The 11,810-nt window shown below is 65.0% G+C and carries 10 protein-coding genes; all 10 read right to left on the reverse strand.

The genetic code is table 11. The features are described from left to right. Positions 1-216 precede the first annotated feature (216 nt). Positions 217-1,050 (reverse strand): outer membrane beta-barrel protein, encoded by an 834-nt coding sequence (locus F812_RS24155; protein WP_020086865.1) that lies wholly within the window; start codon positions 1,048-1,050, stop codon positions 217-219. A gap of 203 nt (positions 1,051-1,253) precedes the next feature. Further along, the gene (glmM, locus tag F812_RS0115335; protein WP_020086866.1) at positions 1,254-2,606 is read right to left on the reverse strand and encodes a phosphoglucosamine mutase; all 1,353 of its coding nucleotides are present in this window, start codon (positions 2,604-2,606) and stop codon (positions 1,254-1,256) included. 409 nt (positions 2,607-3,015) lie between these two features. Beyond that, the gene (gene folP, locus F812_RS0115340; RefSeq protein WP_020086867.1) at positions 3,016-4,116 is read right to left on the reverse strand and encodes a dihydropteroate synthase; all 1,101 of its coding nucleotides are present in this window, start codon (positions 4,114-4,116) and stop codon (positions 3,016-3,018) included. A 77-nt stretch (positions 4,117-4,193) separates the two neighbouring features. Beyond that, positions 4,194-6,119, reverse strand: a complete 1,926-nt coding sequence (gene ftsH / locus F812_RS0115345) for an ATP-dependent zinc metalloprotease FtsH (protein ID WP_020086868.1) — start codon at positions 6,117-6,119, stop codon at positions 4,194-4,196. 203 nt (positions 6,120-6,322) lie between these two features. Then, complete coding sequence (tilS, locus tag F812_RS24160) at positions 6,323-7,672, reverse strand: tRNA lysidine(34) synthetase TilS (protein ID WP_020086869.1); 1,350 nt, start codon at positions 7,670-7,672, stop codon at positions 6,323-6,325. An 87-nt stretch (positions 7,673-7,759) separates the two neighbouring features. Then, complete coding sequence (gene ybgF / locus F812_RS24165; RefSeq protein ID WP_020086870.1) at positions 7,760-8,845, reverse strand: tol-pal system protein YbgF; 1,086 nt, start codon at positions 8,843-8,845, stop codon at positions 7,760-7,762. Positions 8,846-9,058: 213 nt separating this feature from the next. Further along, positions 9,059-10,120: an OmpA family protein gene (locus F812_RS25595; protein ID WP_020086871.1), complete on the reverse strand. Its 1,062-nt coding sequence runs from the start codon at positions 10,118-10,120 to the stop codon at positions 9,059-9,061. Between the two features lie 268 nt (positions 10,121-10,388). Beyond that, positions 10,389-10,898 carry a peptidoglycan-associated lipoprotein Pal gene (pal, locus tag F812_RS0115365; protein ID WP_020086872.1) on the reverse strand — a complete coding sequence of 170 codons (510 nt, stop codon included), beginning with the start codon at positions 10,896-10,898 and terminating at the stop codon, positions 10,389-10,391. A gap of 571 nt (positions 10,899-11,469) precedes the next feature. Next, positions 11,470-11,592, reverse strand: coding sequence for a hypothetical protein (locus F812_RS27140; RefSeq protein WP_020086873.1), 123 nt, complete (start codon positions 11,590-11,592; stop codon positions 11,470-11,472). A 40-nt stretch (positions 11,593-11,632) separates the two neighbouring features. Beyond that, the gene (locus F812_RS27145; RefSeq protein ID WP_020086874.1) at positions 11,633-11,767 is read right to left on the reverse strand and encodes a hypothetical protein; all 135 of its coding nucleotides are present in this window, start codon (positions 11,765-11,767) and stop codon (positions 11,633-11,635) included. Between the last annotated feature and the right edge of the window lie 43 nt (positions 11,768-11,810).

Raw genomic sequence — 11,810 nt, forward strand, 5'->3', positions numbered from 1 at the left:
CCATCCGATGGCTCGTGTGCGGCCGTTTCGAGACCAAATTATGGCCGGGGCGTCCTTTTCTCACGAGCGTGCGACACGTCAGTGTCCGCACCGGCGCACATCCGTTAACCGTACCGAAAAACGAAACGGGGCCGGCAACAGCCAGCCCCGTTCGAGCGGTGAAAACCAACGAAGACGCAGCCCGGGACACGATACGTCGGGCCGCGCCTTCTATTCCTATTTGAACGACACCGGGTAGACCGGCTGCGGCTGATCGAGGCGATAGCGCGCGCTGAACAGAAGGTCGTGCGAGACGATGTCGCGAATTTCGAGGCCGCTGTAGCTGCTGGACCCGTCGAAAGCCGTCGCACGGCCGGTCTTGGCGTCGCCGAGATCGGTGTAGCGATAGCCGAGGTCGAGCGTGAACTGCGGGGTCACGTCGTAGCTGATGCCCGCATAGAGCGCCCAGGCGAAGTTGGTCGTCGCGGTATCCTTGTCGCCGTAGAACACGCTGTTGTTCGGGACGTTCACGTCCTTGAAGCCCTGCACATCGAGCGAGGCGATACCGATACCGCCGCCGACATAAGGCGTGACGCCGCGCCAGGTGCCGAGGTCGATATAGGCGTTGACGAGGCCGAGCCAGCTTTCGATATCGGCGGTGTATTCGTTCGTGCCGCAGTTTCCGGGCACGCCGCAAGCGCCATGGATGTAGGAATCCTGCGCGACGAAGAGCTGCTTGCCGCGATACTCACCAGTGATGTCGAAGCGCAGCCAGCGGCTGTGCTCGATACCGATGCCGAAGCCGTAAAGAGCCGTGCTCTTGATGTCTTCGTGATGCGTGGTGAAATCGCTGTTGTAGGACGGCTCGTTGATGTTGATGCTGCCGGGCTCGGCGTTCTTCATACCGATGGTGCCCTTGAGATACCAGGCGCGGCCCGACGGCGGCGGAGGCGGAATGTCCTTCACGCTTCCGTATCCAAGATCGGCAGCCTGTGCAGGCGCGACGGAGAACGAAAGAATAGCTGCGCTGACCGCTGCGCCCGCGAGGACGCAAACGCGTGAGAATCTCATGACTGTCCCTTTCGAATGCGGCCGCGCATGGGCACGCGGGCCTTAAACAGACGCAGCACTTCCTTCGAAGGACTCTGTCGGAGAACGTTTAATATACACTTAAGCGGTGTGCCGTTTCAGTGCGCACAACATGGCGACACCCGCACCTTGCGGCACGGGTGTCACACAGTCGTCGATGAAAGATTTCGTTAAGACTTGAAGCCCTACGCGGCCTGCGCGGCGGCCTTCACTGCTTCCACGATGTCGCCCACCACAGTGTTGACGAGCTTCTCGTCGTCACCTTCCGCCATCACGCGGATCACAGGCTCCGTACCCGAAGGACGAATGACGAGACGTCCGGCATCGCCCAGCCGCTCCTTCGCGCCCTCGATGGCGCGGCGGACACGATTGTCGTCGAGCGGCTTGCCGTTGGCATAGCGCACGTTCTGCAAAACCTGCGGCAGCGGCGTGAAGCGCGCGCACACTTCCGAAACCGGCTTGCCCGTTGCCACCACGCACGCGAGGACCTGCAGCGACGACACGAGACCGTCGCCCGTCGTCGTGAAGTCCGACAGCACGATATGGCCGGACTGCTCGCCGCCCACGTTGTAGCCGTGACGGCGCATGTGCTCGACAACATAACGATCGCCCACCGGCGTGCGCACGAGCGACAGGCCGTGCGACTTGAGATAGCGCTCGAGGCCGAGGTTGCTCATCACCGTCGCGACGATGCCACCCGCGCTGAGCTTTCCGCGCCGGTGCCAGCTTTCGGCGATCACCGCCATGAGCTGGTCGCCATCCACGATGTTGCCCTTCTCGTCGACGATCACCACACGATCCGCGTCGCCGTCGAGCGCGATGCCGATGTCCGCCCGGATCTCGCGCACCTTGTCGATCAGCGCTTCGGGCGAAGTGGAGCCGCACTTGTAGTTGATGTTGCGCCCGTTCGGATCGACGCCGATCTTGATCACCTCGGCGCCGAGCTCCCAGAGCGCTTCCGGCGCCACCTTGTAGGCGGCTCCGTGCGCGCAATCGATCACGATGCGCAGGCCGTTGAGCTTGAGGTTCTTCGGCAACGTCCGCTTGGCGAACTCGATATAGCGTTCCTGCGCGCTGTCCACGCGCGTGGCCCGGCCGATGCGGTCCGCCGGCGCCAGCAATTGCTCGCTCGGCCCATCTATCAGACGCTCGATCTCGAGCTCCGTCTCGTCGGAGAGCTTGTAGCCGTCCGGATCGAACAGCTTGATACCGTTATCGTCGTAGCGGTTGTGGGACGCGGAGATCATGACGCCGAGATCGGCGCGCAAGCTGCGCGTCAGCATGGCGACGGCAGGCGTCGGCATCGGCCCCAGCAGGAACACGTCCATGCCGACTGACGTGAAGCCGCTCATCAATGCCGCCTCCAGCATATAGCCCGAGAGGCGCGTATCCTTGCCGATGACGACCCTGTGGCGGTGCGTGCCGCTCTGGAAAAGCTTGCCGGCAGCCATGCCGACCTTGAGAGCGACCTCGGACGTCATCGGATGCTTGTTCGCCAAGCCCCGAATGCCATCGGTCCCGAAATAGCGGCGTGTCATCTGTTCCCTCACACGGAAGATCAACCCCGTGACCGCGCCCCGCAAAGGCTCCCCAGCCTCTTACCGCGAAGCGGTGTCTACGCTTTGAACCAGAGCCTGACCGGAGGATCGTTTCGACCGCCGCCCGCTACACCCGACTCTGGAAAGGAACTTTAGAGCACGTTTGTGCCCTGAAAAACGATTCCAAATTTTGCCTGTCGCAAGCCCCGGATGCTATCGGGCCGCTGTGCGCTCAACTGATCTTACGGCTGCGATTTTAAGCCGCCCGCGCCCCAGCGCCAAGACACCTTGGCGCACAAACCCCAGCCGGTTTGCGATGCCGTTTTGAACTGAAATTATTGACGGATTCGAAGACCACGCATGGGCGGCACGTCCGGCGCAAAAAAAATGCACGCGCCGCCTCGTCCCATCAGACCAGATTCGCCTCCGAGCCCGCCTGCGCCGCTTCCCAAACCGCGAGCGCCTGGCGCGTTTCCGCGACATCGTGCACGCGCACGATCTGAACACCTTGCGAAACAGAGTGCAGAGCCGCCGCGATCGACCCCGGCACGCGGTCGCGAGGTGCTTCGACATTGCAAAGCTGCCCGATCAGCTTTTTACGGCTCGCGCCCAGCAGCACCGGCACGCCGAGCCCATGATAGAGGCTCATCGCATTCAGCACGGCAACGTTGTGATGGAGGTGCTTGCCGAAGCCGATGCCGGGATCCGCGATGAGCCGCGACTTGGGAATGCCCGCCTCCATGCAGGCGCGGATGCGCTGCTCCAGGAAGTCGAACACGTCGAGCACCACGTCGCTGTATTGCGGATTGTCGTTCATAGTCTTGGGATCACCCTGAGCGTGCATCAGCATGACCGGCAGCCCGCTTTCCGCCGCCACGTCGAGAGCCGCCGGATCGTGCGTGAGCGCGGAGACGTCATTGAGAATGTCGGCTCCCGCCGCCGCCGCCCGCTGCATCACCTCCGCCTTGCGCGTATCGATGGAGATCAACGCGTCGGTCTTTGCGCGCAGCCCCTCGATCACGGGTATGACACGCCTCAGCTCCTCCTCCACCGGCACCGCATCCGAGCCGGGACGCGTCGACTCGCCGCCGATGTCCAGAATGTCGGCTCCCGCCTCCGCAAGCGCGAGACCGTGCGCCACCGCCGCTCCCCCCGTATCGTGCTGCCCGCCGTCGGAGAAACTGTCGGGCGTCACGTTCACGATGCCCATGATGCGCGGACGATCGAGCGAGAGCCCCGCGAGCCGGGGCCTGGGCGCGCGGATTTGCTCAAGGAGATCGGACGCGGCCAGCGTGTTCCGCCCCCAGTCGCGCTCGAACAGGTCTCCGAGGCCGATGGTCCGGCGCGACGTTCCGCGCGGACCACGCTCCAGCACTTCGAGCGCGGAGAAGGCAAGTGGCCCGCCCGCGAGCGGCAGACCGCCCCAGATCTCCTGCTGGGCCTCGAGCGTCTGGTCTCCCTGCCTCGCGGCATAGATCCCGAGCGGACGGATATAGAGGGAGCGTTGCATAATGAGACCCCGAAAAGAGAACGGCCGCGAAACCCTTCGCGGCCGTTCGAACTCTTAAGCGAGCACCCAGTGAGGCATCAAGCCTGCGGCTGAGGCTCCATGCCGCCGGTGCCGGGCTCCTCGCGCGGGCGCGTGCGGCCTGCGGTCGGAACAGCCGGGCCAGCCGAGCCCTTGGAAGAGTCGTCGTCACGGCGGATGATCTTATCGCCGCGCATGATCGCCGACACCTCTTCGCCCGAGATCGTCTCGAAATCGAGCAGCGCCTTGGCAACGGCATGCAGCTTGTCGATGTTGTCGGTCAGGATCTTCTTTGCCTTCTCCTCACCCGCGTGGATGAGGTTGCGGATCTCCTCGTCGATCAGCTTCGCCGTCTCGTCGGAGATGTTCTTGGTCTGGGTGACCGAGTGACCGAGGAAGACCTCCTGCTCGTTGCCGTTGTAGCGCACGCGTCCGAGCCTGTCGGACATGCCCCACTCCATGACCATGGCGCGCGCAAGCTGCGTCGCCATCTGGATGTCGCCGGTCGCGCCGTTGGTGACGTTGTCCGAGCCGCCGAGCAGGATCTCCGCCTCGCGGCCGCCGAACAGCACCGCAAGCCGCGCCTCGCACCACTGGCGCGTGCGGCTGTAGCGATCGCCTTCCGGCAGGTTCATGGTCACGCCGAGAGCGCGGCCACGCGGAATGATGGTCACCTTGTGCAGCGGGTCATAAGGCACCGACAGACCCACGATGGCGTGTCCCGCCTCGTGATAGGCCGTGTTGCGCTTCTCTTCCTCGCTCATCACCATGGAGCGCCGTTCCGCGCCCATCATGACCTTGTCCTTGGCGTCCTCGAACTCCGCCTGCGTCACGAGCCGCTTGTTGCGGCGCGCGGCGAGCAGCGCAGCCTCGTTGACGAGGTTCGCGAGGTCCGCGCCCGAGAAACCGGGCGTGCCGCGTGCGATGGTCTTGGCATCGACATCCGGAGCAATCGGGCTCTTGCGCATATGCACGCGCAGGATCTTCTCGCGGCCGATGATGTCGGGGTTCGGAACTACGATCTGGCGGTCGAAACGGCCGGGACGCAGCAACGCGGGATCGAGCACGTCGGGCCGGTTGGTGGCCGCGATGATGATGATGCCTTCGTTGGCCTCGAAGCCGTCCATCTCCACGAGGAGCTGGTTGAGCGTCTGCTCACGCTCGTCGTTGCCGCCGCCGAGACCCGCGCCGCGATGGCGGCCCACCGCGTCGATCTCGTCGATGAAGATGATACAGGGCGCGTTCTTCTTCGCCTGCTCGAACATGTCGCGCACGCGGCTTGCGCCGACGCCCACGAACATTTCCACGAAGTCGGAGCCCGAGATCGTGAAGAACGGCACGTTAGCCTCGCCCGCGACCGCACGCGCGATCAGCGTCTTGCCGGTGCCCGGAGGACCGACCAGAAGCGCGCCGCGCGGAATGCGTCCGCCGAGCCGCTGGAACTTCTGCGGATCGCGCAGGAACTCGACGATCTCCTCGAGATCGGACTTCGCCTCGTCCACGCCAGCCACGTCCTCGAACGTCACGCGGCCCTGCCGCTCGGTCAGGAGCTTTGCACGGCTCTTCCCGAAGCCCATGGCCCGGCCGGAGCCGGACTGCATCTGGCGCATGAAGAACACCCACACCGCGATCAGCAGCAGCATGGGGAACCAGTTGAGGATGACGGACAGGATCGACGGCACGTCCTCGTCCGACGGGCGAGCCTTGAACTTGACGTCCTTGGCTTTCAGCCGCTCCACGAGGCCCGGGTCAGCGGGCGCATAGCTGGTGAAGGGCGTCGCGTTCTCCCGCATCGTACCGTAGATGCGGTTTCCGGCCAGCGTCACCTCGGAAACGGTGCCCGCATCGACGGCGCTCAGGAAATCAGAGTAGCTGATCTCGCTCCCGCGACGGCTCTGTGACGGATTGTTGAACAGATTGAAGAGCGCGGCGAGCAGCACGAACACGGCTACCCAGATCGCAAGCTTCTGAAAGTTCGGATTCATCTGTGTTCCCAAAAAACCGGCCCAATACCGAGGGGCCGGAACGATCCGCGTCTAACTGGATGGTAAGATAGGTGCCGCGATCCTGTTTGCCAAGTTTATTGCCGGTCGCATCTGCCTCTATGACGAGGTAACGCTGCGGATTGGTGAAGGATATCGACACCGCGTTCAACAATGGCCCGCCGAAGCTGCCTTTGCGGCCCCTTTCAGCGCGTGCCACGCTTGAGCCCCAGGAATTGTGCCGTAAACCGGCTGTCGCTTTGCAGCGAGGGTACCGCAAGCAGCCGGTCCCCGTCCCAAAAAGCCGGCAAGCCCGCCGCGGCCCGTGCCGGCGGCCGGGAATAGGGGGAAAGACCATCCTTTAGGGTTGCATAAGCGGCCAGCCCGAGCGGTCGCACACTCACCGCCTGCGGGATGGGGGCCGGCGCGCCGCCAGCCTCCCCTTCGCCGTCACCCTCGCCTTCGAGAGGCTGATGCGGCTCGTAGCGCACCCGGAACCGCCAATCCCAGAGCGCCTCCCCGCCGCGAGACAGCATCATCTCGGGAAGCGCATGATGCCCGGGCTCCCGATAAAGCCGCAGCGTCGTGCGCCCTTGCGAGACGATGCAGCCGCCGAGCGTCTGGGCGAAAGGCATGCCCTGCGCGAGCACAGCCTCGAGCGCCTCCACCTGGGAGAGCTGGGCGGGCTTGGCATCGCCGCCAAAGGCCGCCAGGAGACGGGCGAGCATACGCACCCTCACCTCGCCCGGCTCGCCCCGCCAGACCCCTTGCGCCACCGATGCGAAGACGCCGTTGTGCTGGTCGACGAGGGCCGCGAGCCGCGCTTCCGTGATCTGCTCGAGCGCATCGCGCACTCGCAGCAGACGCGCCGCGCTGAGCGCAAGCTTCTCGTTGGAAAGGCCGAGCGCGCTGAGATGCTCACGGGCCATCCGCAGCCGGACCCGCTCGAAATCGAGCCGCTCGTTGGAGGGATCGTCGAGCCACGCTCCGTCCGTCTTCTTGAGAGTTCCGGCCAACTGCTCTTTCGAAAGGCCGAGCAGCGGCCTGACGAGATGAACGGAGCCGTCCGGCAGCAGCAGGCGGGACGGCGCCATGCCCGAAAGGCCGTCGAGGCCGCTGCCCCTGCCGAGGCGCATCAACAAGGTCTCGGCCTGATCGTCGGCCGTGTGCGCCGTCACGACGGCCGAAGGTGCCCCGCCGCGTGCGTGCGCGGCCAGCAAGGCATAGCGCGCCTCGCGCGCCCGTTCCTGGATGCTCGCGTCCGGCTTGTCGCCGCTCCACACCAGCGTCGTATGCTGAAAGCCCAGCGCCTTCGCGCGGTCCGCGACCCAGTCCGCCTCGCGTGACGACCCGGCACGCAGCCGATGATCGACCGTCGCGACATCGATGACGAGATCGTGCGGCGCCTGGCCGGACGCAATCCACCGCGCCGCGAGCACCATGAGCGCCATGCTGTCGGAGCCGCCGGACACGGCGAGCACCACGCGCTTGAACGGCGCCAGCAGCGGCGCGAACAGAGTTTCCAATGAATGATCGTGAAGGGGGCGCTCGTTCAAAGCCCGCTCCTGCTCCCCGGACGCAGTCCACGCAGGAGGATGTCGCCCGGAGCGGCCGTCATGCTTCCCACCGGGCCGCCGGCGCCGTCACGGGCAGCCGATCCTCTGCCGCTCGCTGTCCGCCTTCGCCTTGAGATGCGCCGGCGCGTTCGGATACTTCGAGGTGACCGCACGCAGGCTCGTGCAGGCATCCTGACGCTTGCCGAGCTGCGCCAGCGCCATGCCGCGCTTCAACTGGGCATCGGCCGCCTTGCCGCTGGTGCCATAGGCCGAGATCACGAGGTCGAATGCTTCCGCCGCGTCCGCGTAGTTCCGCTGCACGTAGTGAGATTCGCCGAGCCAATAGAGCGCGTTCGGCGCCAGCGGATCCTGCGGATAGGACTTCAGGAAATCGCGAAACCCGGCTTGGGCCGCACCATAGTCCTGCTGAAGCAGATGCCCGTAAGCCGTTTCATAGAGCTGCTTCGGATTGCCCGCAGCAGCCGGATCCACGGCCGCGAGTTGATTGCCGCCAGTGGCAGCCCCACCCGGCGGCGGGAGAGTTTCGGCGCCGTAGGTCGAAGGAGGCACGGGCGGCGCACCGGCTTGTGTACCGGGCGCGTAATTCGGGTCGGCGAGCGCCCCGATTGGATCGGCGTTGTCCGAGGTCACAGTGGTCGAGCCGAAGCGGCTCGTTTGCGGCTGGTCAAAGCCCGGTTGAGCTGCCCCGCCCGCATCCGAGCGGCGTTGCCCGCCAGCAGCCTGCTGGGCCCGCACCTCGCCCGCAAGCTGCTCGACCTGCGCGGTGAGAGCACGGATCTGTGTCTCAATGCTATCGAGCCGGGCGCGATCGCCGGCCGCCACACCGCCACTGGCCTCCGAACGCACCGGAGCCGGCGCAGCTCCGCCCGTGCGCGCGAGGGATTCGAGGGTTCCGATCACCACCTGCAGATCGACGAGCTGCTCCTCGAGCTGCTCCACACGCTGACGCAAACCGGCAGACTCGCCGCCCCCCGCCGGGGCCGTCGCCGCAGGCGCCTTCTGCGCCTTTCCTTGCGCGCCCTTCACATCCGGAAGCTGCTCGCTCTGAACCGTCTGGGCCGTGGCTGCGCCAGCGCACCACAGCGCCGTGAGCAGAACGCCGGCCGCAGCTCCAAACGAGCGCCGCATGGAAAAGGACTTGACCGAATACATGGGCGAAACGCCCTCCTTCCCTGAAACGGCCGGATCACCGGCGAAACTCAAATCGCGAATTTCGGGCCCACCTTAGGTCGCGCCTTCGGCGAAGACCATGGCGCAGAGCCCGATGCCGCACCGTGCGCGGACCTCTCCGCCATGGTGCTCGCAATCGGCCCTGCTGTCAGTCCTTCACACGCGCTTGTCAACTTGAACGATCCCGCCGCGGGCTCACTGTGTGGGCGAAAACCCCAAATCCGAGCTTTCTCCCTGGACGCGGCGTATGGCGCCGTCGCCCAGCAACAGCCGCCCATCCAGAAGAACGGTGATCGCACGCCGGTTCTGAGCCAGACATTCGGGCGCCGGACAGTCGGAAACACGATCCTCCCGCCCCCGGCCATAGGCCGTGAGCCGGTCGGCCTCGACCCCCTCGGCGATCAGCCGGTCGCGCACGACGGCCGCCCGCTCGTCAGAAAGCCTCTGCGTCTCGGCATCCGGCAGCGCGCCGTCATCCGCGTGGCCTTCCACGGCCGCCGAAAGCTCGGGATGGCGAATGAGGAATCGCGCCTGCGCCTGGATCACAGCCCGCGCCCGCACGCCGAGGTTCGCGCTCCCGGCGCTGAAGAACACCCGGTCACCCGCATCCGAAAGGAATTGCCCGTCGATCGCCGACGATACGCGCGCCCGGTAGAGCACGGAGCGCGGGAGCACCGGAGCGGTGTTCACCGAAGCCGTCGTGGCTGGCGCACCCTGCGTCGACCACGGCAGCGCGCCGGTTGCTGTGTCCGGGCTCGTGAGCGGAGAGCCGGCAACAGGAGCGGCCTCGGCGGGCTGCGAGGGCTTGGCGGCGACGCCGCGATAGATTCGGCCGAGATGCTGGCGCGCCTCGGTGGCCTCGGTGCTGGCCGGCGCTTCCGCGACGAGGCGTTCGAACAGGCGCTGTGCCTCGTCCGTATGGCCGGCGTCGAGCGCCTTCATCGCGTCACTGTAGAGGTCTGCGGGCGCATCCTGCGGCGGCGAGGTCTTCTCCCATCGCTGGAAAAACCAGCGTCCGCTGCCGTTGTCGGATTCGTCGTCCTTGGCTTCCGGCACGCCCGCCGGCGGCTCGACGACCGAGAAGCCGTCATGCGGCTTGCCAATCGTGAACGTGCCGATCGGAACCTCGCGAAATTCTTGATTGTCTTGAGCTTGCGCGACCTGCGCCACGCCGCCGAGCACACTCGCGGCCGCCAAGACGCTTGCGGCGATCGTGATCCGAAGTTTGCTGACGTCCGCCGCGCCCCGCTTGCGCATGGATGGCATCCTCACCTTCCGCGAGCGCCCGGATAGAGCCAAACGCCCAGATAGTCGGGAAAACCTGTGCGCTCGCAATGCGGCTAAACTTTGCCACCTAACAGCCGGTTTGAGCGGAAAAATAACGCGTCTCGTTAAGAGACGGAGGCGTGTGACGCACATCGCTCACACCGCCGGCTTGCAACACAGTGCGAGCAGAGGCCATGCACCGTCACGGCCTCTAAATCATATCCTATGGAGGACTTGAGCGGATCGCGCAGAGACGCCCTTACGACGCGACGCGGTTGTTGAGCACCGTTTGCGCGCGGCGATTCTGCGACCAGCACGAGATGTCGTTGCACACCGCCACCGGTCGTTCCTTGCCGTAGGAGATCGTGCGAATGCGATTCGCTGCGACACCATTCTGAGCGAGATAGTTGCGAACCGTCGTCGCGCGCCGGGCGCCGAGCGCGATGTTGTACTCGCGCGTGCCGCGCTCGTCGGCGTGGCCTTCGACGGTGATCGTGAACTGCGGATACTGGCGCAGCCACTGCGACTGCTTCTGCAGGATCGACTGAGCTTCCGGCGTCAGGTCGCTGCTGTCGGACGAGAAATAGACGAGGTCGCCCACGTTCACGCTGAAATCGCGCTGCGTGCCGGGCGTGACCGGACCCTTGCCGTCCGGGCCGAGCTGAGACGAAGGATCGTTCTGAGTGTTCGCGCAGCCTGCCATGGCCGCGGCCGCAACGAGAAGCAGCAGAGCGCTAGCGAACTTCGAGGCCCGAGAAACAGGCGCCATAAACATCATCCTTTCATCGGCTCGACGGCGCAGCGCGATGCACACCGGAACCAAATAATCCCCACGACCGACGGAAATAACCGAGCGATCGTACGAAAATGTGGCCACCCACTCTACCCAGTGCGGCAAATGACCATCGGAGTGGCCGTCTCCGTTGGCCCGCGGCGCATGCGAAATCCGCAAGACTTGCCTGCCGCCCTCTGCTCCCGAGCGTTTCCCGAATGCGTCGCCCGTGTCTCTCTGGACCGTCGAGGGACAGTCGGACGCGAACGGCATGAGCCGCCACGGCATTTGCCCCCGGGCACGCTTCAGCCGCGAAAATGAGCGATCTGGTTCGCGGCGACAAGCAACGAATGCGATCCCAATCAATTCCCCTGGGGAAAGGATCACCAATGCCACGCATGGCCTTGCAGCAAACGGCGCAGGTGAAAACCACCATGCGCGAGCGGAGCTCTCCCGCACTCGTATGAGCGTGCCCAAAAAGAAAAAGAGCTGTCGCAGCATTCGCTACGACAGCTCTTTTTTCTCCAAGTCAGCCAGAGCTTACGCCCAAGCCAACTTTGAATTCGCTTTAGCGAACGTCGGCAACAGCCGGAGCGTCGACGCCGAGCTTGAGCGGAGCAGCCTCTTCACGACGGCAAGCGCCGAGAGCGACAGCAACGATAGCGGCAGCGAGAACGATAGCGCCCTTCATGGTAGTATCTCCTGTTGTGTCCCAAAATAAATTTCGGACGTTAGCGAGCCACTTCCGTGGCAGTCGGAACCTCGACGCCGAGCTTCAACGGCGCCGCTTCTTCACGACGGCAAGCGCCGAGCGCAACAGCGACAACGGCAGCCGAAAGAACGATCAGCCCCTTTACACCCTGCATGGTCTTATCTCCTGATGCTTGTTCGGCAACGAGCCGAATATTT

It is taken from the genome of Hyphomicrobium zavarzinii ATCC 27496 (assembly GCF_000383415.1).
GTDB lineage: Bacteria > Pseudomonadota > Alphaproteobacteria > Rhizobiales > Hyphomicrobiaceae > Hyphomicrobium_C > Hyphomicrobium_C zavarzinii.

Coding starts and splice junctions, on each gene's coding strand:
- F812_RS24155 (WP_020086865.1), bottom strand. CDS start 1,050: ATGAGATTCTCACGCGTTTGCGTCCTCGCGGGCGCAGCGGTCAGCGCA.
- glmM (WP_020086866.1), bottom strand. CDS start 2,606: ATGACACGCCGCTATTTCGGGACCGATGGCATTCGGGGCTTGGCGAAC.
- folP (WP_020086867.1), bottom strand. CDS start 4,116: ATGCAACGCTCCCTCTATATCCGTCCGCTCGGGATCTATGCCGCGAGG.
- ftsH (WP_020086868.1), bottom strand. CDS start 6,119: ATGAATCCGAACTTTCAGAAGCTTGCGATCTGGGTAGCCGTGTTCGTG.
- ybgF (WP_020086870.1), bottom strand. CDS start 8,845: ATGTATTCGGTCAAGTCCTTTTCCATGCGGCGCTCGTTTGGAGCTGCG.
- F812_RS25595 (WP_020086871.1), bottom strand. CDS start 10,120: ATGCGCAAGCGGGGCGCGGCGGACGTCAGCAAACTTCGGATCACGATC.
- pal (WP_020086872.1), bottom strand. CDS start 10,898: ATGGCGCCTGTTTCTCGGGCCTCGAAGTTCGCTAGCGCTCTGCTGCTT.
- F812_RS27140 (WP_020086873.1), bottom strand. CDS start 11,592: ATGAAGGGCGCTATCGTTCTCGCTGCCGCTATCGTTGCTGTCGCTCTC.
- F812_RS27145 (WP_020086874.1), bottom strand. CDS start 11,767: ATGCAGGGTGTAAAGGGGCTGATCGTTCTTTCGGCTGCCGTTGTCGCT.